The following is a 20,922-nucleotide window of genomic DNA, read 5'->3' as shown; positions in this document are numbered from 1 at the left end:
GAGATAAAATGAAATTTTCTATGGATTTTGGCGATACCAATTTTATCGGAGTGGCAAACGCAAAAGAGTACCAATCATTTGTCGATGAGGACTGGGAGCTAGACCAGCTTCTGAACCATTTCGGCAGTGAAATGAAAAAGAGAAATATTCTAGTATGTCAAATGACAGAAGAAGGAATTGAACACTCCTGGAACGTAGAAGTGAAGATTGGAACAGAGTCGGATATAGATACATACTTTAGGAAAGCAACAGGTTATATAAATGTAACCAATCATCAGCTTTATCTCGTAGATTATGACTGCCTTACGATGGCCGCCCAGTTTGAAGATCAGTTAGTGCCTGATGAAAACTGTTCTAAGTATAGAATTGATATTAAAAACGGTATGTACAAGCTCGAGCTTATTCAATTTTATAATGTTGACCAAGATGAGTATACAGGAAATGACCAAACGGATCTTTTATTGAACTTTATTAAGGTGGAGCACGTTGAAGAAACGGTCGATGAGGTATTTTGGTGTACGTATTAAGTAGTAAACGTACCGTAGGCTACTAACTTAGAAGTGGGGTGCGCCGTTCTAAGGCAACTATCTTATTTATATATTGACTGAAACCCTCTGGCTTTGCGTCAGAGGGTTTTTATGGGCAAAATTATTTATAGTATACTTTACATACAAACTTCACGTTAAAGAAAGGTGATCACAGTGCCAAACGCATGGGATGCAGAACAAATCGTATCAGCACCGCTTGCCAAAACGCTAATCGAGACGCAGTTTCCAGAACTTGCGCCCGCTGCGATTTCACTGCTTGGCTACGGCTTTGACAATACGGTTTATCAAGTAAACGACAGCTTTGTTTTCAGGTTTCCAAGAAGAGAACTCGCAGTAGGACTATTAAAAACAGAAAATCGGCTTTTACCAAGCCTTGCTTCTCAATTGCCTCTATCGATTGCAGAGCCCATTTTTTTCGGTAAGCCGAATGCAGGCTATCCTTGGCCTTTTATGGGCTATCACTACGTGCAAGGAACTCCGCCTGCAAGATTAACAGAAGAAGAACGCATAAAATCTGCTTCTGTACTAGCAAGGTTTCTTCGTACGCTACATCACTATTCTCATTTAAAAGCCCAAGAGTTCGGCGTGCCGTTTGATGAGCTGAATCGACTTGATATGATGAAGCGAAAGCCGGCACTAGAGAAATATGTCAAGCAAATGAAAGAGCGTAGTCTTTATTCAAAACAAGAGATTCTCGAAGACTACGTAAATGACATACAAGAAATTCACTATCAAGAAAAAAACGTACTGGTTCACGGAGATCTTCATATTAAAAACATGATGGTCGATCAAAACAGCATTGTTTCAGGCATCATTGACTGGGGAGATGTTCATATTGGTTACCCGGCAGTTGACCTAGCGATTGCCTACAGCTTTTTACCTCCTAAAGGAAGAGCACGTTTTTTTAAGGAATACGGAAAAGTAGGCGAAGAAACGCACAGACTGGCAAAATGGAAAGCTGTATTTACAACTGTAGTCTTAGTGGCACACAGCTACGATCAAAGAGACAAACAAACGCTAGAAGCGGCTCTAGAAAGCTTGAACCTGATTTTTCAAGAGTAATAAAACTGTAATAGAATTTCTGTTAAATTCCTGTATAGTTAAAAAAGGATAAAAATAAAAACAACAGGTGAAGCAAACGATGAATACAAGCCACTGGAATAAATCAGCAGCGCAGCTGCTAGAAGCATGGATACAGCTATATAAAGAAAAAACATTTCTTATTGAAGAAACGGAATCTTTAAACATGCTAAAAGAAGAAGTAGACGGGATGGACAAAGAAAAATTTCTCTCCATAGTAGAACGTCATCTGCAGAAAGTGTATGACGAACTGGAAAAAGAACGGACAGAGTACAACATGAACAACAGTGAATATACAATGGTGACGTTTCTTTCAAGCGACTATCCCGAGTACATAAAAAAGCGTCAAAGCAATACGAGACAGATTGAACAATTAACAAGCATACATAGGAATGTGACAGAGCTTTTCGGAAAAGAACTTTTTTCTGAAGCGGATATGATAGCGTTTAGAAACGACTTTTTTCAACTAACAGAAAAACATGCTAACACGTCATTGTTAAAAGAAATGAAGGAAAACTGGAATACGTATTTGTCAGCGTTCGTTGACTTTCAAAAAAAGCATGAACATGTAAAACAAGCGATAGCTACAGTACTTGAAGAAGATAAGAGCTTAAAGCAGGAGTGGAAGCAATTAAGCAAAAATAAAGTAGTGACCAAACAAAAAGCGACCGCCTTTCGCACAAAGCAGCATGAGCTAAATGAAAGTATTCGAAAAGCCACGACTGCACAAAAACAGTTACTCGAACTTCACTGGCCTGATGTTCGCAGTCAGTTTGATGCCTTGCAAGAAAAAATGAGTAAGAGTCTTTCTACTGTGCTAAAAGAAACGCAACGCAGTATGGAAGTCATTAGCCAAAACGATGCAAATGAACATGCCAAGTTAAAGCAATCACTTACCGACCTACATGCAGTCCACAAAGTCGACGCTCATCAAACGTGGTTAGCGGCTTTTATTAAAAAATCACGACCATTTTTTAACGAACTGAGTGAAGATATAAAGGCTACTCGATGTCGAGAACTGTGGAACCGAATTTACGGCATGTATAAAGGAATAGCAGTAAACGAGTTTATTGTTACCTACGAAGAATTTTTAGCACTTCAGCCGCTTAATAGTATAAAAAGCACGGAGATGCCAAAGCCGTTAGCTCGGTTAAAGGTAGATATAGAACCTGTTACACTGCCATCCTACGCAGACTTTCCCGTGCTCAAAAAGCAGCAATCATCACGGCGCACTTTTCCTATTTTAATAGGAGCCGCTATCGTCCTTGTCTTATTAATGACGATTGTATATATGAATCATGACAATCAAACGGCAGAAACAAGCTCAGATATAAAAGAAACGCCCAGCACGAAGCCGTTAAAAAATGAAGATGTCAAACCAGATTCTGTAAGCAAAACGGATCTTGAAAACTTTTTTATCTCCTATAAAGCTGCTTACTTTTCAAGTTTAAACAGTGGAGACTTTAGTGGGATGGCACCCTATATCGACTCGAATCAGCCAGTGTATAAACAGCTGAAAAGCTACATCACATCACTCGCCGGCAAAAACGTATCGTTTGCTAACGATCAGTTTCTCGTGAAAAAGACAGAATCACATGACGACGGAACTTACGACATTTATACAAACGAAGTATATACATTCACCGACTCATATGATGCAAGCACGCAGTTTAAGAAAGAACGAATTTATCATGTGAAAGCTGCTGGCAAAGAAAAACTTCAAATTACTAAGATTGATACATTAACAGATGAGCAGAAGCCGGTGGAAGAGTGAATGGTTTCTAGGAGATTATGAACAACCGCTAGTTCCTTTTGGGGGCTAGCGGTTGTTGTGGTTGGTTGGTGTGATTGAGGTTAGGGTGACCGCTACGCTGCCAGCGTGGAAAATGAAACTTCCTGTAGTCTTCTACTATGTTCAGAAATAGCTCTATATCAAGGATTCAAGGAGATTTTTAAAATTTAAATGAACTATAGTTTCCCTTGATTTTTTATAGTGTATGACCAAAATATGACCAGAGTGTGACCAACATTTTTGGGGTGAATGTAGCTTTTCTTTTGTAGAATGATAGGAGTTTGAGATGTGATAGTATGCCGTAAGTTACCTTTCCACTTAGGTGGAATTACAAGAAAGCAATTAAGAATAATGTAGTCTGACCATGAAGCATAGTGTTTTTATACGTAATATAAACTAGAAATAAATATTTATACCTATGATTATTCTCTTCTACATTGAAGTTATATACTTTTTAACGCCGGTTGAATCGATTAAAGCAAGGGAAGAAGGTTTAGGAGTAGAAGAAACTAAGGGGCAGTTGACTGAGGGTACTGGTAAAGGTAATATAGTCAACGAAGTTAAAGAAATTGACTTCGGAAAGCACATAATAAAAGGAAAAAATGGTAAGAAACAACTACTTCCAAATACTAAGTATGTAACCAATGATGACTACAAATATACTACTGATGAACTTGGACGTATTGTAAATGTAGATGCTCCTGAACTTGTATTGAAAAAGGCTGATAGAAATAAATATGCTCAAGCAAATGTAGGGGGAAAAGACAGATTACCAGATGATGATGGCGGACATTTAATTGGAGCACAATTTAATGGTCCTCCCGATATTGATAATCTTGTACCACAAAATAGTCAAATTAATAGGAGGGGTGGAGTTTGGTACGAAATGGAGACTGAGTGGACCAATGCATTGAAAGAGATACCGCCTAAGAAAGTCGCTGTTAGCATTGAACCAATCTATTCTAAAAATTCAATGCGACCTGATTCCTTTATGGTTGAATATGAAATTGAAGGCCAATTCCCAGTGATTCGTGAGATTGCAAATAAATCCGGAGGCTGATATTGATGAGTTTTGAAATAGAATTAAACAAGTTATATAAAGAAATTGCACAACAGGTTAACGATATGATTCCAACTGAATGGGATAATTTCTGTTTTAATGGTGAAGTTAAGAAGGGAGAAGGAGGAGTTTTCTTCTTTTTTACACCCAAAGGTGAGCAGCAACACGTTTTTTCACATTATATTCCAAAATTATATAGTGTAGATAAGAGGGCTTACAATAAAGAACTACATAAATTATTTCAACTAACTGTTGAACTCCAAAAAGTTTTTACTGATAACGACCAAGAACCTTGGTTTTCAGTGACATTATTATTAAATGATACAGGAAAATTAAATGTACATTTTGATTATACAAATTGGCATGAAAGTGAATTTGGTCCAACAGCTAGAATTAAGTATTTTGAATATAAATATATAAGCCAAAACAACGAACAGCTAGATTTCGATTTAATAGAGAGAATGAAGGAATTTGAAGAAAAGTAAACAATAAAGCACTTGATTGCCTTTTAGGCAACAGGTGCTTTTGTTTTTGGTGAGAAATTTAAGCATAAAACAAGATGAATGATGGTATCTGAAATTCAGAGATCAAGAAGGGAGTACCATCATGGAGTAATGTAGTAATACTTACATAGAATGAAAAGTACGATAATTAGGAGAGATGACATTTTACATGGTTATGACGCGGAATAGCTAACAAACATTAGAAATTGTTTATATGCCAATGATTATAGGTACCAAATAAGGGATCTGCAAACTTATCTTCAAGACCATGTGATAAGTTTAATGCCGGTCTGGAAAATTCTATTATGGATTGCAGCTAACAATTTTTTACCCAATTTGGTTTAATGCTAGTTTATAATAAATACATAGGAAAATATATCCTTAAATAAGATGTATATTAAGAATCACTGTCCTAAATTGAGAACGGTCTTAACTATAAAATGCAACTTTCGTATAAAATTTATAACTAGGGGAGAGAGTATGGTGGATTTTATTGAATTTCTAAAAAATAGACATTTAATAATTCAAAATGTTAGAGAAATACAAGATACTTCTGCCAGCCAGTACAATAGTCGGCTTACTAAGTCCACCAAAATAGAAAATAAAAAAGATAGAGAACAGTATATTATTAGAATTTGTCCCAAGAATACCTGGGAGAATTAATTTACCTAAACTTAAATAGAGGAGAAAACTATATGGAACTAAATAATGCCGTAGTTGAAGCAATAACATCTAATAATTGGCTAGAATACTGTGGAGTTGAAACTAATCTTCCAAAAGGAAGTAATTATTCTTATTTATCAAATAAAAAAGTAGTTAATAAGAATGTAAAAGGAGTGAAATGGGAAAATATTTGTCTTGAAGAGAGAAATATTTTAACGGGTTATTTAGCCAAGAATAAACCGGAGCTGTATAATAAAAATTGAAATGTATTAGTGAGAGAAGTTAAGACAGAGGTACTACCTAAAGTTATTGATAAAATTGAAAGCCAAGTAAGCATATTAGGGTTATCAAGTGATATAGTGAATTCTGTTAAATTTGATATTATCAACATCATTATGGTGCTTACATATGAGAAATATTATAATTCAGATTTTTATACTAGTATGTTAGACATCTATTTAAGTGGTCATATTCCTTGTGGATGGGATGGAGATTATCCAAATGGAAACATATTAGTATATTAAGAGGAAAAAATGGAGCGTAATTTAGCATATTATAGCGAGATGAAAAAGGTGGTTAATCATTTTTTAGAAATATGTCAATTACCCCCGGAAAATTTAGATGAACAAGAAAAACAAGTTGTATCGACATTTTGTTTCGGTATGATAAACGGCTATTCTCTTAAAGAGAAAAAAGATGCTATACAGATTCAGGGAGCTACCATAAATATACTTATAGAAGTATTTTCTTATTCTCCCCCAGCTAGTGCAGAGTTTTTTGATTTTTTAATTGAGTGTACAGATAAGTCGTTTCATCCTACTATGAATGCTATTATTCATAGGGGAATTCAGGCATATCATCAGTATAAAGAGAATAGGAATCAAGAATTAAAAGAAAACATTCATAATATAATAGATATAATTAAAAGTGGTTCCTAAAGAACTTTTATCCATTAAATATTAGTAAGCTATAATCTGAAAAGAGCCTTAAGTTTTGAAGTGATCCCATAAAGTTAGACAGGTTATTTTGGCAGGCAATGGAGATGGTACGATAAACTGGACACTAAATTAAGAGAAAAAGGTGATTCAGTTTATGGGTAGAAAAGTTTATGATCGTCAATTTAAAATGGCTGCCGTGCAGTTAGTGCTGGAAGAGAACCTATTTGTAAAAGAGGTTGCGAAAGAATTATCTATTCATCCAAATACGCTATATCGTTGGATAAGTGAATATGAAGAATATGGGGAAAGTGCGTTTCCAGGCCGTGGAAGCGCACTTTATAATTTCCAGTATGAAATGAAAAAGCTCAAGCGTGAGAATGAAGAACTTAGAAAAGAGCTTGATTTATTAAAAAAGTTCCGGGTCTTCTTGAAGAAAAAGAATGTGTAAGATTTCAATTCTTAAAAGAGAATAAACACAACTATAACATCAAGAAGGCTTGTAAAACATTAAATATCTCACGATCAGGTTACTATGAATATTTACAGAGAAAACCTTCTAAAAGGGCTTTAGAGAATGAAGTGTTACGTACGGAAATACAGGAGATATTTAAGGAACATAAGGGGCGATATGGATCCTTAAGAATTACAAAGGCCCTTGAAAAGAAAGGAATCAAGGTAAATCGAAAAAGAGTAGGAAAACTGATGCGTCAAATGAACCTGTATGCGAAAGGAAGTCGGTATCGCTATAAGCGTTATAATAAAAAATCACCTTCTATAGAAAGACCCAACCTCTTAAATCAAGTTTTTCACACAGATGGACGAAATAAAATATGGGTCGGTGATATTACCTATATCCCTACTCAAAAGGGCACTTTATACCTTGCGGTATTTGTGGATATGTACTCGAGAAAAGTAAGTGGTTGGTCCATGAGTACACGGATGAAAGATTCTCTTGTGATAGATGCTTTTTTACAAGGATATAACAAAGAACATCCTCCAACAGGATTAATTATCCATACAGATCAGGGATCCCAATATACAGGTGGTAATTTTCAAGCCATACTGAAAAAGTATGGTGCTGTTTCAAGTGTTAGTAGAAAAGGAAATCCTTATGATAATGCATTAATGGAATCTTTTTATAAGACCATAAAAAGAGAGCTCATTCATGGTGCCAAATTTACGACACCAGAACAAGCTCGAAGAGAAGTATTTAAATATATAGAGCTCTATTACAATACCAAAAGAATGCATTCTTCTCTGCATTATCTTTCCCCTATTAAATACGAAAAAGCCTATTCATCATAATAGCCTAACTTAGTGTCCAATAAATATTGACAAGTCCACAACTTGCAGGGCATGAGTTCGGTATTGGACTGGACTCATGCCTTTTAATTTTGTTTTGATCCCTCTATGCTTATAGTAAGTACACTTCTTCAATTCCTTTTTAAAATGTTCAACACTTTCAAATTGCTTAAAAGGTTCAGACTTCATAATTCCAAAGAAGATTCGACTATACCATTGTCACAACAACTCCATTTTCGTGACATACTCTGTGTAATTCCTTGTTGATTTAGGGAATAGGGGATTTCTTTATTACTATATCATTAAATACGAAAGTGCTGAGGCTGTTACCGTAAGAAACACTAGCTGGGTTAAGTGTAGATTTTGATTAGCGGTTTATGATACATTGATAAATATGTTTAAGAATATAATACACTTTATTGGATAGTCTACTGCACTATATAGAGGTCTCAAAAGAACTTATTGTAGAGGATTTTAATGAGGAGAGAAATAATTTGAACCAAAAAGAAATCAGTGAATTTATTCAATTCAATTCTAAGATTAACGATTTTACTGGAGGAGTCTTAGACGAAATTATTAAAGAAGTTGAAAAAGCACTTAAAGTGAAATTTCCGGATAGTTATATCTGGTTTCTTGAAAATTATGGTTCTGGAGGACTGTTTGGAGTAGATATACTTGGCTGGGGGAAATCCGCAACTCCATCTGTAATAACAAACACTGAAAGATTTCGGAACATTGGATTGCCAATTCAATACGTAGTTGTTGAAAACTGTGAAGAGTTTGTATATTGTTTAGATACTGAAAACCTAATTGACGCTGAATGTGTAGTTGTGTCGTGGGACAGAATTGATGGATATAGTGGCAAAAGAGCAGATAACTTTTATGAGTTTTTAACAAATAGACTTCTTGATGCCAAAGAAAATTGGGACGAAGACTTTTAAAATTAATCTATATGGTTGTTAAGTTATTTACCCTTGATTGGCTCTATACCTTTCAAGGTTTTTTATTATGTTTAAATGTATAGAGGGATGTCTGAAACTTTAAAACCTATGGTATAAACAAGATGAACATTTCAAAAAGTTATTCTATTAATTATTAGAAAACGCCAAGAGAAAAGCTTTAGAAGGAAATTAAAAGGAGAAATCGAGCAAATTTCAGTCGGTAAGCTTAAATAAAGGAGACTTAGGATGAGTGTAAAAGGGACAATGACGGATTATTTTGAGGGACTGCTAGATTATTGGAATGAAAAATATAATACATTTCCAAAGGCTCCATGGGATGGAGACATAAATCCACTGCTATATTTAAGTGAGCCTGATGAAGAAGAATATATTTTTTGGAAACCAGTAGAAAAAAAGGATGTTGAAAGCTTTAGTGCAATTGAGACTGAAATTAGAATGCCGCTGCATCACTCAATCAAAGACTATTTCAATAGTTATTTATTTTTAAGCTTAGAGGGGCTTTATCATTCAAATTATATATACCTTGAACCTGTCGAGCCGGATAAAGATTTATTAAGTTATTTTAAAAATCTTAAGAACTACGAAGAGAGTCAAGGTAAGGGATTTAGATATGTACAGATAGGTTTTATTTCCCCGGATGAAATGGCAATTAACGTAGATAATGAAACAGGAAAAATTTATATAGAGGATTATGAAACAAATGAATTAAAATTATTAGCAAGTTCTCTTGAGGAATTAATTGGGGAAATAAAGTTGAAGAAATAATAATTTATTGAATAAATTATTATAAGGTAGGGTTCTTCGGAGTCCTACTTTTATTGTGTATCCATTTTATTCAAGGAATATTAACTGTGAAACAAGCAATGGAAATATACTTTAGTAAGCTGTTAAAGGAATGGGAAGGTTTTAACGGTACTTTACCTATGACTCAATGGATCGAAGGGACAGAAGATTTTATCTTTGAAGGTGAAAAAGATGAAGAAGATTGTATATCTTAGAAACCTTTAAAAAAAGATATTAAGAGTAATTTTGAAGATATAGAAAAAGAACTTAACGTTCATCTGCATCCGGATATTAAGGCATATTATAATTGTTACTGGTTTTTAGAGTTAGCTGGAAACTATAATAGGTATGATCTAGTGTTGAACCCTGTTATACCAGGTGTAGAATTAAAAGACTTTAAACAAGAAACAGAGCTTTATAAAGAAGCCAATGATAACTAGCTTTTTAATACCCGTATAAGTATATAGGATAACGGTTTACTTTTAGTTGTAGATAATGAAACCGGAGAGGTAAAATTAGAAGATTATGAAAGAAATTCATTTGAAGTTATTAGTGAAAATCTATCAAAATTAATTGGGAAGTTATAAGTGTGTTTAAATATTTTATTTTTATTAAAATGATTAAAAGAAGCTAAACTAAACAAAATTTCTTTTTGAAACACAAAACATATTGGTGTCAAAAACTTTCATTAAAAGGCGGCAGCGTGGTCTATAAAACAGCAAAAGGCATGAGAGCCATGTATCATGCGATGCTCTTTACCAAACGCTAAAGGTTTCAAAGCAATCGAACAAAGGGCTTTATGGACCTGTATTCTGGATCAACAGTTAAGGAATGATTTAAAGGGGATAACTAAATTATGAGATACGATTTTGTTAAGAATCAAAAAGATAATCAATTTTATCCTGTAAGTAAAAATGATATTGAAGAGGTAGAAGGAACATTAGGGTTGAAGTTCCCTTTTGAATTAAGGAAGTTTCTTTTAGAGGTTGGTTATGGCTTCCTCCAAAGATCAGAATATAATATCAATCGTATTATGGGGCCTTCTTCTATCAGGGATGCTAGATTAAAAGTTAATGATTTTGAATTTTATCCTGATATAGAAGTTTACGAAGATTTGGAGGAGGACAAATTAATATTTTTTGAGGCTAATGAAAGTGCGTTGCTACTAATAGAAATAAGTGAAGAACAAAATAATGCTATTCATTATGATGATATAAAAATCGCAGATTCCTTAGAAGAATTCTTAAAGAAAATCATGGAGAACGATAAGTATTATATTGATTTAGAATGATACAATACTTATTGAATATTAAAGGCTTTATTTATATTAAACAATGAACGATAGATAAAATAAAGAACCCGACAAATTAAAAACATTGGCTAAGCTTTAGCCAATGTTTTTAATTTAGGAAGATATTATTAAGAAGAATAATCCTAAAACATTCCAAGGATATAAATTACATTATATTCAAATGTAATAAAAATAATCTGTAATATAGCGTACTTAAATAAATTAGCGAGAAATAAAAACACTCCAATTCATACATTGTACAACACTGCCAGCGTGGATATCTTGCTATATAAAATTTTAAATACTTCAAATAGAAACAAGAAATTAATCTAAAGTACGGTCATATTAATTCCAGTTTCTCTCTATAAATTGAAATGCCGGTCGTAAATTTGTTTTATTAGCAATTGAAATAAGAGCGGGCACCACTGAAGGATCCGTTTTAGAGAAATTAGGAATCCTCGGATTTAACCGGAAAAACTGTTCGCCTAAAAGCTCAGAGCTAACCATTGATTCATAATAGCTCGATCCACCAGAGATAATCTGAAGAAACGGCAGTAACGGTTCATTAGGAGACCGGTCTAAAAGTACTCCCCAATTTGGCGGAAGGTCCTCCATATCTTCAGGACGTATGTTATCGGCACTAACCATTCCCCATCCCTTGGTATCTCTTTTTAATTGAGTTGGCTGCTCACCTGTTCCGATGGATAATACGGCAATTTGATCCAACGGCTGCTTTGCTTTTCCCACTGCAAACGCGATACTAGCTGTACTGGTGTTAGTTGCTACTGTATACCCATCCACATAGTTTTGATAAGCTCTTTGTGTTGCGGGTGCAGCGCTGCTCCTAAGTATTACGTCACTTGCTTTTTCATTAAGATAGGGAGAACCAGGAAAATTATGAAATAACACAGGATTCCAACGATTCAGCTCCGGTGAAAATAAGTGAAAGGATGGCACAACAATTCGTTTCTTTAAGTCTCTAAGACGAAGGTCTCGGGGGAAAAACGTTCGTATGGCTTTAATAAAACCAGAATAGGGTAGTTGTTGGTTAAAAACAGGTCCGCCCGGTCGGGAAACGCTGAACGCCGGTAAGATATGATCTTTGAAAAACTGAAACGTCTCTTCTGGTGATCTTCCGCTTGCTAGTGCAAGAGCAGTGAATGAGCCAATGGAATTTCCTGAAAAAACATTAGTTTCACTAATTAACTTGGGATTTTGATGAGCTAATCTATTCAAAAGCTGTAAACTTAAAGCACCTAAAGTACCGCCTCCATCAAAGGTCATAATCCGATATGTTGTCAAAGGTGATTTCTCCTTTCGAATCTCATGAGAGTATTCTGTATATATTTATTTTATTTGTTGTAGAGGTATGATTATCTCTTTTGCGGATTCTTCAGGATTCAAGTTATGCAGATAAGTATACGAGGAACCCCTCCAGTAAGTTTTCTATTCTCTGTTCCCTTCCTTTAAACTGTGTGTCTTTTTTGGAGAAAATTCATAGGATATAGCATCTTATCTGTATTAAGAAAGGGGTTATATCGTGGAGGAAACAAAGCTTACTGGACGAATCGTTACACCTGATGATGCGGAATATGATCAGGCTAGAACAAATAATAATTTAGGTGTGCCTAAATTTCCAAGAATAATTGTATTTTGTCAGAATACAAACGATGTAGTAAATGCATTGAAGTGGGTAAAGGAAAATCATGTCCCATTTCGAATAAGAAGCGGTAGGCATAGCTATGAAAATTTTTCATTAGTAAACGGTGGATTAGTGATTGATGTCAGTGAAATGGATAGAATCACGTTCAACTCTAAAGACATGACAGCGAAAATAGAAGCAGGAGCTAATCTAGGGAAAGTATATAATGAATTATGGGAAAAAGGAACGACTATCCCTGCAGGTACGGAAAGCAGTGTTGGTCTTGTAGGCCTTGTGCTTGGCGGAGGAATTGGGATGTTATCAAGGTTGTTTGGGCTTACCTGTGATAATTTGCTTGAAGTTGAAATGGCCATAGTAAATGAACAGAGAGAAGTTGAACTCATTAAGGCAAATAAAAATCACAACAGTGATCTCTTTTGGGCTTGTTGTGGAGGCGGAGGCGGAAACTTTGGTATTGTTACGTCCCTTACATTCAAAGTGCAGCCTATCTCAAAGGTGTCAATCTTTTCAATTACATGGGAATGGGAAGATTTCGAAGCTGCTTTTGATGCATGGCAGCACTGGGCCACAAATACCGATAAGCGTTTAACTTCGGAGATTGAGTTAAAATCCAAGGAAGCAAATCAGATTATCGCTCAAGGTGAATTCGTTGGTTCATCATTCAAGTTAAAGGAACTTCTGCAGCCTTTAATAGATGTTAGGTGTCCTAAAAAAGTAGTAATAAAGGAAGTTTCATATATTGAAGCTGTACAATTTTTTGACGATCCGAGCGGAAACCAACCTGCCCCTCGAAAAAGGTCAGGTTCTTTTCTTAATAAACCTTTTCCAAAAGACGCTATTTTAACAATGAAGCATTTTTTAGAAAATGCTCCGAATGAAAAATCTAGTATTTGGCACCAGTCTCTTGGAGGAGCAGTGGAGGAAGTTGCCTCTAATGAAACGGCCTTCTATTATAGAGATGCTATTATCGCACAGGAGTACCTTGCTACATGGAGCCATCCTTCAGAAGAGCGAGCAAACATTCGATGGATTGAAGAATTAAGAAATGCTTTATCGAGATATACAACTGGAGATTATGTGAACTGGCCGGACCGGTTCATCAGAGATTGGCCGACAGCTTATTATGGAGAGAATTTTAAAAAGCTTCGAGAAGTGAAACGAGCATATGATCCGTGCAATCTATTTCATTTCCCTCAAAGCATCCCGCCATTTGTTAACTGGTTTTAAAGATCATCTTTCAAGTCGTAGAGGCAAATAATACCCACCTTAAATAAGGTGGTTTTTTGTGTACATTGCCTTTTTCTAAGAGCGTGAAAAAGGCAGCAAACAGTGGTAAGCAGTTATTTTATCAATAGACGGCTGTATTATAAGAAGAAACATACATAAATATCATAAACATTGACATTCCCTTCCAAACCGCATACAATAGCTACTAATAAAAGCACACAAATTCGTTGAAGAGAATCAGTACGCTGCAAGTTTGTTCCACAGAGAGCCGGTGATAGCTGAAAGCCGGTGTTCAAGCTGCAGGGGAATATCCTCTCTGAGAAGTCAAACTGAACGATAAGTAAGTTTGAACGGTAGTCTACCGTTAAAAAGAACGCGTATGATTGTACGTTGCTGAGTGCTATTGATGAACGGATCAATAGAAGCCAGGGTGGTACCGCGGTTAAAACCCGTCCCTAGTCATAGGGACGGGTTTCTTTGTGTGCTTTTAACTTTAAAAGGAGTGGTATCACATGAAAGAAGTGAATGTAAAGGAGTCTTCGCAAGAGCGCGAACAGCGTATCCAGCAGCAGTGGCAAAAAGGAAATGTGTTTCAGCAGTCGGTTCAAAACCGAGAAGGGCATCCGCCGTTTGTATTTTATGAAGGGCCTCCGACAGCAAACGGTTTGCCTCACGTGGGGCACGCGCTAGGCCGGACAATTAAAGACGTGGTGGCTCGTTATAAGACGATGACGGGGCATCAAGTGATTCGAAAAGCAGGCTGGGATACGCACGGACTGCCGGTTGAGCTCGGTGTTGAAAAGCAGCTCGGAATTTCAGGGAAGCATGATATTGAAAAATACGGCGTAGAAGCTTTTATCAACAAGTGTAAGGAAAGTGTGTTTGTGTATGAAAAGCAGTGGCGCACGTTCACGGAGCAGCTTGGCTATTGGGTTGATATGGAAGATCCTTACATCACCTTGGAGAATTCATACATTGAAAGTGTATGGAACGTGCTTGGCACGATTCATGATAAAGGACTTCTTTATAAAGGCCACCGCGTATCACCTTACTGCCCGAGCTGTCAAACATCATTAAGTTCGCATGAAGTGGCGCAAGGGTATAAAGATGTAAAAGATTTAACGGTAACGGTGAAATTTAAAGTGAAAAACCGCGATAATGAGTATTTTTTAGGCTGGACGACAACGCCTTGGACGCTTCCGTCAAACGTGGCGCTCGCGGTGCATGAAGAGATGAGTTATGTCCGCGCTGAGCAAGGCGACAGCGTGTATATAGTGGCAGAAGCACTCGCAGACAAAGTGTTAAAAGGAGAGTATACGGTTTTATCTCAACATAAAGGAAATGAGTTAAAAGGGATGTCGTATGAGCCGCCGTTTCATTTTGTGAAAGTGGAAAAAGGGCATGAAGTCGTAACGGCTGATTACGTAACGGATCAAAGTGGAACAGGAGTTGTTCATTTAGCACCTGCATACGGCGAAGATGATTACAGAGTTGTAAAAGAAAACGACTTTTCATTTGTGAACGTAGTGGATGAAAAAGGACAGTACACGTCTGAAGTGCCGCTTTTTCAAGGACGTTTCGTGAAAGACTGCGACGTTGATATCGTTCGTTATTTAGCCAATCAAGACGTGCTGTATCATAAAGAAAAGCATGAGCACAGCTATCCGTTTTGCTGGCGATGCGACTCGCCGCTTCTTTATTACGCAAATGAAAGCTGGTTTATCCAAACGACGGCGTTGAAGGAACAGTTTTTGAAAAACAATGAAAGCGTGACGTGGTACCCGGATCATATCAAGCACGGTCGATTTGGCAACTTTTTAGAAAATATGGTGGATTGGAACATCAGCAGAAAGCGCTACTGGGGAACACCGCTGAACGTATGGGAATGCGAGGGGTGTCAGCATCAAGTAGCACCGAAAAGCATCAAAGAGCTTCAGGAATATGCGTCTCATTCCGTTGATGACAGCATTGAACTTCATAAGCCGTATGTAGATGACGTGCAGCTGACGTGTCCGGCCTGCAGTGGAGAAATGAAGCGAACGCCGGAAGTGATTGACGTTTGGTTTGACAGCGGCTCGATGCCGTTTGCACAGTATCACTATCCGTTTGAAAATAATGAACTGTTTCAAAAACAGTTTCCAGCAGACGTTATCGCAGAAGGAATTGATCAAACGCGCGGCTGGTTTTACAGCTTGATGGCAGTTTCAACACTGTTTACAGGAAAAGCACCGTATAAGCGCGTTTTGTCTCTTGGCCACGTCTTAGATGAAAACGGTCAAAAGATGTCTAAAAGTAAAGGAAATGCGCTGGACCCTGTTGATCTTATTCATACATTTGGTGCCGATGCGCTTAGATGGGCGCTTTTAGCTGACAGTGCGCCTTGGAATCCGAAGAAATTTTCAGAGCGCGTCGTGCAGGAAGCAAAGTCAAAAGTGATTGATACACTCGTGAACGTGTACGGCTTTTACGTGTTGTACGCCAAGCTTGACGGCTATGACCCGAAGCAAACGTATGAATTGAAAAAAACAAAATTGGATGAGTGGATTCTTTCACGTTTGCACAGCACGGTCAAGCGCGTAACAGTACATCTTGAAGATTACGGATTTACAAGCGCCGCTCGTGAAATCGCGGTATTTATTGAAGAGCTAAGCAACTGGTATGTGCGACGTTCCCGCGATCGTTTTTGGTCAGAAGGAATGGACGGAGAAAAAGCAGCGGCTTACGATACGCTTCATAAAGTACTAGTGACGTTAAGTCAGCTATTAGCACCGTTTACGCCGTTTGTTGCGGATGATGTTCATGAAAATCTAACAGGGAAAAGCGTTCATTTAGCAGACTATCCTGCATGTGATCAAACGAAAGTGAACGAAAAGCTGGAAAAAGAAATGACAGCGGTGCTTCAAGTAGTGGAACTAGGTCGAAGCATCCGAAATACGCATTCGTTAAAAGTAAAGCAGCCTTTGCAAAGTCTTTCGCTTGTAGTAACGGAAGAAGATGTAGAGTGGAAAGCATATCGTGATGTCATCAAAGATGAGCTTAATGTAAAGAACTTTAACGTTGAGCAAGACGACGACAAACTTGTTTCCTATGTATTAAAACTCGATTTTAAACAGGCGGGACCGAAGTTTGGAAAACGAGTAAATGAGGTCAACCAAGCGCTGAAAAACCTTTCAGAAGAGGAAGGGAAAGAGTTTGTTGAACAAGGCAAGCTAAGTGTTACGCTTGCTTCAGGAGAAAGCTCAACGCTTGAAACGGCTGACGTACTTGTTGAAAAAGTGCCAAAAGAAGGTTTTGCGGTTGCATCAAACGGCACGTATACTGCGGTGTTGGATACGGCGTTAACCGAAGAACTCGTGCAGGAAGGAGTCGCTCGTGAAGTAATTCGAGCGGTTCAAGATTATCGCAAAAAGCTGGATTTACCCGTGAATTTACGTATTGATTTAGAGCTTAGCGGAGACAAAGAAGTGCAGAAAGCCGTGGCGAAGTTTGAAACGCTGCTTCAAGAAAATCTTTTGCTGCACAGTCTTCATGTGACAGAAACTATTAAAAACGGAGAGACGGTAAAAGTCGGAACAAAGCAAGTTACGCTTCGTGTTTTAAATCAGAGCTGATAAAGAGAGGCAAGGATAAGTTGAATTAATGTACGAACGGTTTATCTATTAACCGTTCGTTTTTTCTGTTTTTATAGTGAACGTAGCAGCTTCTAGCTGTGGATTGGAGGGCAAGACGAAGACTCCTGCGGGAAAAGCGGAACAGGTGAGACCCCGCAGGAGCGAAAGCGACGAGGAGGCTCACCGGCCGCCCGCGGAAAGCGAAGTCTTGCACGGAAATCAACAGCGGGGTAACAAACAATTCATACTAATCGTTCACCCGATTTGCTCGTCTTTAGGTGAGATGAATTTCGGTATTTCTAACTCTCTCTTTTACCTTTAATCAAACTGCCCGAGAACGTTCTTAAGACTCGGCCAGACAATTTCAAAAGGAGCCGCTAATACATACTCTTTGCCATTTTCATCTTTAAAGTGCTGCACAAAACGATATTTTCCTACCTTGTAGTTAGGAGTTGCGATATCTTGTTTGAAGGATTTCCCTGGCTTCAGCGTGACATTTTTATCAGGAAACTCTAATCCGTTTAGCATAACTTCGTACCACTTTCCGTCTTTTAAGTGATCCGCCGTATTTTCATAAGGAATCGTTAAGGTATGCGTCGAATTGTTTTGAATAACAAAAAAGCCAAACTGCGTTTTATCGTATTTTTTACTGACAGCAGATAGCGTAATGGTTCCTCCGTCAGTGTTAATGGAAGAAGGAATATTTTTTTCTTGTTTGGCTCCTAGCTCCATTTTTTGACCGTTATAATCGATATAGCCAAAGATACAAAACAAGATAATAAAAATGCCTAGTATTAGTAAAAGTGTTCGTACTATTTTCAAAAGCTTTACACCACCTTTTTTTTACTCTTCCATTATACGGAAAACTATCTATTGGAAATAGTATGAATTTCCATTTTTTATATCACTTTTTTGAAAGGGAGAATTGAAATGAGACAAATTATAGCCATGGGCGGCGGAGGCTTTTCAATGGAGCCAGATAACCTGCTGCTGGATCAATACATACTTTCACAAGCTCATACGGACGTACCGAAGATCTGCTTTATCCCTACAGCAAGCGGAGATGCGGATAATTATATAGAAAGGTTTTATGAAGCGTTTGGGAAGTTAGAATGCAGACCGGCTCATTTATCGCTGTTTTCTCAAAACTTTATGAATTTAAAAGCATATGTGTTGCAGCAGGATATTTTGTATGTAGGCGGCGGTAATACAAGGAATATGCTTCTTTTATGGAAAGAATGGGGACTGGATACGATTTTAAAAGCGGCTTATAAAAAAGGAATTATTTTGGCAGGAATAAGCGCAGGTTCACTTTGCTGGTTTGAAGAAGGCGTCACTGATTCAATGAATAACAAACTGTCTAAACTAGATTGTTTAGGGTTTTTAACGGGGAGCAACTGCCCTCACTATGACGGAGAAAGCAATCGCAGACCCTCGTATCATGAATTAATTGCAAGCGGGGAAATGAAAGAAGGTTACGCTGTAGATGACGGAGTCGCGCTGCATTTTAAAGACGAAAAGCTGTCTGCATCACTTAGCTCAAGACCTACAGCAAAAGCGTATGTTGTTAATCGGAAAGCGGAAGACGTAATTGAACGTGAGCTTCCGGTGACCTATTTGGGTGATCGCAAGCAATAAATGGCCGCTTCTCATGTTTCTCTGTATAAATCTCTGTATAAAATGGAGCTTATTTGTACATACATAAGCAGAGATTCTATCTAGGAGGGTACTTCAGTGAGCTATAAACAATACTGGGGAAACATACATGAACAAAGCGATAAGCTGCAGGAGTTATTATCTTCGTATTGGCATCAGTATTCAGATTTTGGGAACTGGCAGTTTTGGGTGGTACTTGCTTCGCTCGTTCTTCCTCTTGTGTTGTTGTATTTTACCGCAGACCGAACACGGATCTTTGAGGTGTTTTTCTTTGGGTATACGGTGCATGTGCTTTGGGCATATACGGATATTGCACTGGGAAGAACCGGTTATTTAACACACACATTTTTCTTAACGCCGCAGCTTCCAAACGCAACGAATATTACAGCTTCTATTTTGCCAGTAGGTTTTCTCCTGCTTTATCAATATTGCACGAATCATCAAAAGAGCTTCTATCTGTATACCATTCTGTTAAGCGCTGTTTTTTCATTTGGATTGGCGCCTCTTGAAGACTATTTTGGGTTTATTGATTCAGGAAAAGGAATGAGTTTGTTTTATATTTTTCTTATTGATATAGGAATAACGCTAGTAGCGTACTGGTTTACAAGGCTGCTTGTAAAAGCAAAAGCCGCGGCCTATCGTAAAGCGGAAAAAGAACGTTGAAAAAATGTTTGAAGGTTATTAGTTAGGGGTATACATATATTTAAGATAAATTGAGGTGAAAAAATTGTATTACTACCGCATTTCAGAAGGACAAGATGAAACGTACTCTGAGACAATTGTTGTTCATGAAGAACAGTTTGATCAAGGTACATTTGAAAAAATGGTGAAAGAAGCGATGGTCGATAAGCCTGGAAAAATTGATCAAGTGGATATTGTGAAATATTTAATTGGACATTATCATTTCCAAGTTGCATATATTGAAGCAGCCTTTCATAGTACATATACAGACTAATAATGTTATGTATTCAACAAAAAACCGTTGCGTTGGCAGCGGTTTTTTTGTTTCTACCAGTACCGATAGTGATAGGGGCTTTGAGGGTGATAGTAGGGATTCTGAGGCGGAGGATACATATAAGGAGACGTATGATAGTAGGCTGAGCCAACTTGTTTTTCCTTTTTATAGTGTTCTTTTTCTCCGCATTCGTCTGTTGGTCCAATCACGATGGTTTGATTTTTTAACGGAGCCAGCGTTTTCTTTAGTTGCTCCGGATCTAAGCAGTACGTGTGAGCAAGGACTTCAATAGGCGTCTTATTTAAAATGTCCGATCCAAAAATGTATTCCGGGTAAGGGGCGTCAAAAATGGCAAGTAAATGCGTATTGTCTTCAGACGCAATCTCCCAGTGCCACCAGCCTTGAGGGATATTGGCTACTTGACCGGGAGTAATTGGAATATTTGTGACTTCGTTGTTAAACGGATTGATTAATGAAACGACGGCTGAGCCTGAAATGCAGTAAACAAGCTCAGCGGCATTTTGATGATAGTGCGGTTCGACCACGCGGCTTTTGCTTAAGTAAATATCGAGTAACGATACGTTTCCAAGAGTATTTAGCACATCTCTTCCTAGCCGGTTAATATAGTTTTCATCATTGCGCGTATTAAGTCTGTTTTTGTTCAAATCGGAAAAGTATTGTACGTTTGGGTTATTGTAATCCATATAAGACGTTGACAAGGGTCTTCAGCTCCGATCCTTGAATTTTTATGATGCTGTATCGTATGTGAAGCGTTGTATTTCGTGACAGAAGCCTAGAAGGATATATAGGTAAGGGCCTCTTTTTGATAAGGTGTACAATCATTTGTCCACTGATTTTCATATACTGTAACAGGTTCTTTTTTTACAG

Annotated in this window: 20 protein-coding genes, 1 pseudogene and 1 other annotated feature; of the genes and pseudogenes, 17 read left to right on the top strand and 4 right to left on the bottom strand. The window is 37.4% G+C overall.

Features of this window, described 5'->3' with window-relative positions:
- The first annotated feature begins 20 nt into the window (after positions 1–20).
- From ACFX4G_RS19490 to ACFX4G_RS19455, 8 genes are all read left to right on the top strand, one after another.
- The gene (locus tag ACFX4G_RS19490) at positions 21–527 is read left to right on the top strand and encodes a hypothetical protein (protein WP_377576365.1); all 507 of its coding nucleotides are present in this window, start codon (positions 21–23) and stop codon (positions 525–527) included.
- A 174-nt stretch (positions 528–701) separates the two neighbouring features.
- Positions 702–1,610 carry a phosphotransferase gene (locus ACFX4G_RS19485; protein ID WP_377576302.1) on the top strand — a complete coding sequence of 303 codons (909 nt, stop codon included), beginning with the start codon at positions 702–704 and terminating at the stop codon, positions 1,608–1,610.
- A 79-nt stretch (positions 1,611–1,689) separates the two neighbouring features.
- Positions 1,690–3,402, top strand: coding sequence for a TcaA NTF2-like domain-containing protein (locus ACFX4G_RS19480; RefSeq protein ID WP_377576299.1), 1,713 nt, complete (start codon positions 1,690–1,692; stop codon positions 3,400–3,402).
- A 436-nt stretch (positions 3,403–3,838) separates the two neighbouring features.
- Entirely contained in the window at positions 3,839–4,480 is a 642-nt protein-coding gene (locus tag ACFX4G_RS19475) for a DNA/RNA non-specific endonuclease (RefSeq protein WP_377576296.1), read from the top strand.
- A gap of 5 nt (positions 4,481–4,485) precedes the next feature.
- Positions 4,486–4,965, top strand: coding sequence for an immunity protein YezG family protein (locus ACFX4G_RS19470; protein WP_377576293.1), 480 nt, complete (start codon positions 4,486–4,488; stop codon positions 4,963–4,965).
- Positions 4,966–5,678: 713 nt separating this feature from the next.
- Positions 5,679–5,909 (top strand): hypothetical protein, encoded by a 231-nt coding sequence (locus ACFX4G_RS19465; protein ID WP_377576290.1) that lies wholly within the window; start codon positions 5,679–5,681, stop codon positions 5,907–5,909.
- Between the two features lie 270 nt (positions 5,910–6,179).
- Entirely contained in the window at positions 6,180–6,584 is a 405-nt protein-coding gene (imm48, locus tag ACFX4G_RS19460) for an Imm48 family immunity protein (RefSeq protein WP_162214400.1), read from the top strand.
- A gap of 154 nt (positions 6,585–6,738) precedes the next feature.
- A protein-coding gene (locus tag ACFX4G_RS19455; protein WP_377576287.1) for an IS3 family transposase occupies positions 6,739–7,889 on the top strand; the annotation gives its coding sequence in 2 pieces (ribosomal slippage) (positions 6,739–6,991 and positions 6,991–7,889; 1,152 coding nt in all).
- Positions 7,890–7,898: 9 nt separating this feature from the next.
- Here the strand turns inward: ACFX4G_RS19455 and ACFX4G_RS19450 are convergent.
- Positions 7,899–8,185: pseudogene (locus ACFX4G_RS19450) on the bottom strand (IS3 family transposase); the annotation flags it as partial.
- Between the two features lie 195 nt (positions 8,186–8,380).
- Between ACFX4G_RS19450 and ACFX4G_RS19445 the strand changes: the two are divergent.
- The 4 genes from ACFX4G_RS19445 to ACFX4G_RS19425 all read left to right on the top strand — a co-directional run bounded on the left by ACFX4G_RS19445 (position 8,381) and on the right by ACFX4G_RS19425 (position 10,922).
- A complete protein-coding gene (locus ACFX4G_RS19445) occupies positions 8,381–8,827 on the top strand; it encodes an SMI1/KNR4 family protein (protein ID WP_162214398.1) in 447 nt (148 codons plus the stop codon).
- A 246-nt stretch (positions 8,828–9,073) separates the two neighbouring features.
- Positions 9,074–9,613, top strand: coding sequence for a SecY-interacting protein Syd (locus ACFX4G_RS19440; protein WP_377576284.1), 540 nt, complete (start codon positions 9,074–9,076; stop codon positions 9,611–9,613).
- Positions 9,614–9,699: 86 nt separating this feature from the next.
- On the top strand, positions 9,700–9,846 hold the full coding sequence (locus ACFX4G_RS19435; RefSeq protein WP_377576281.1) for a hypothetical protein: 147 nt from the start codon (positions 9,700–9,702) through the stop codon (positions 9,844–9,846).
- A 641-nt stretch (positions 9,847–10,487) separates the two neighbouring features.
- Positions 10,488–10,922, top strand: coding sequence for an SMI1/KNR4 family protein (locus ACFX4G_RS19425; protein ID WP_377576278.1), 435 nt, complete (start codon positions 10,488–10,490; stop codon positions 10,920–10,922).
- 345 nt (positions 10,923–11,267) lie between these two features.
- Here the strand turns inward: ACFX4G_RS19425 and ACFX4G_RS19420 are convergent, their stop codons facing one another.
- Positions 11,268–12,224, bottom strand: coding sequence for a patatin-like phospholipase family protein (locus tag ACFX4G_RS19420; RefSeq protein WP_377576275.1), 957 nt, complete (start codon positions 12,222–12,224; stop codon positions 11,268–11,270).
- Positions 12,225–12,462: 238 nt separating this feature from the next.
- Here ACFX4G_RS19420 and ACFX4G_RS19415 point away from each other — a divergent pair, with 238 nt between their 5' ends.
- Positions 12,463–13,812 (top strand): FAD-binding oxidoreductase, encoded by a 1,350-nt coding sequence (locus ACFX4G_RS19415; protein ID WP_377576272.1) that lies wholly within the window; start codon positions 12,463–12,465, stop codon positions 13,810–13,812.
- Positions 13,813–14,030: 218 nt separating this feature from the next.
- Positions 14,031–14,272 (top strand) — a binding site (T-box leader).
- A gap of 52 nt (positions 14,273–14,324) precedes the next feature.
- Complete coding sequence (gene ileS / locus ACFX4G_RS19410) at positions 14,325–17,423, top strand: isoleucine--tRNA ligase (protein WP_377576269.1); 3,099 nt, start codon at positions 14,325–14,327, stop codon at positions 17,421–17,423.
- A 318-nt stretch (positions 17,424–17,741) separates the two neighbouring features.
- On the opposite strand, the gene ACFX4G_RS19405 is transcribed toward ileS, so the two are convergent.
- Positions 17,742–18,245 (bottom strand): immunoglobulin-like domain-containing protein, encoded by a 504-nt coding sequence (locus tag ACFX4G_RS19405; protein WP_377576266.1) that lies wholly within the window; start codon positions 18,243–18,245, stop codon positions 17,742–17,744.
- 108 nt (positions 18,246–18,353) lie between these two features.
- On the opposite strand from ACFX4G_RS19405, the gene ACFX4G_RS19400 reads away from it, so the two are divergent.
- The 3 genes from ACFX4G_RS19400 to ACFX4G_RS19390 all read left to right on the top strand — a co-directional run bounded on the left by ACFX4G_RS19400 (position 18,354) and on the right by ACFX4G_RS19390 (position 20,034).
- Positions 18,354–19,061, top strand: a complete 708-nt coding sequence (locus ACFX4G_RS19400) for a Type 1 glutamine amidotransferase-like domain-containing protein (RefSeq protein WP_377576263.1) — start codon at positions 18,354–18,356, stop codon at positions 19,059–19,061.
- 96 nt (positions 19,062–19,157) lie between these two features.
- A complete protein-coding gene (locus ACFX4G_RS19395; protein WP_230184232.1) occupies positions 19,158–19,742 on the top strand; it encodes a hypothetical protein in 585 nt (194 codons plus the stop codon).
- A 55-nt stretch (positions 19,743–19,797) separates the two neighbouring features.
- Positions 19,798–20,034 carry a hypothetical protein gene (locus ACFX4G_RS19390; protein WP_224357852.1) on the top strand — a complete coding sequence of 79 codons (237 nt, stop codon included), beginning with the start codon at positions 19,798–19,800 and terminating at the stop codon, positions 20,032–20,034.
- Between the two features lie 53 nt (positions 20,035–20,087).
- Here the strand turns inward: ACFX4G_RS19390 and ACFX4G_RS19385 are convergent, their stop codons facing one another.
- Complete coding sequence (locus ACFX4G_RS19385) at positions 20,088–20,753, bottom strand: cupin domain-containing protein (RefSeq protein ID WP_230184231.1); 666 nt, start codon at positions 20,751–20,753, stop codon at positions 20,088–20,090.
- Positions 20,754–20,922: the final 169 nt, after the last annotated feature.

This window comes from Priestia sp. YIM B13486 (genome assembly GCF_042787865.1).
GTDB lineage: Bacteria > Bacillota > Bacilli > Bacillales > Bacillaceae_H > Priestia > Priestia megaterium.
Note: the sequence above shows the minus strand (reverse complement) of the source record. Positions and strands in the feature narration are given on the sequence as shown.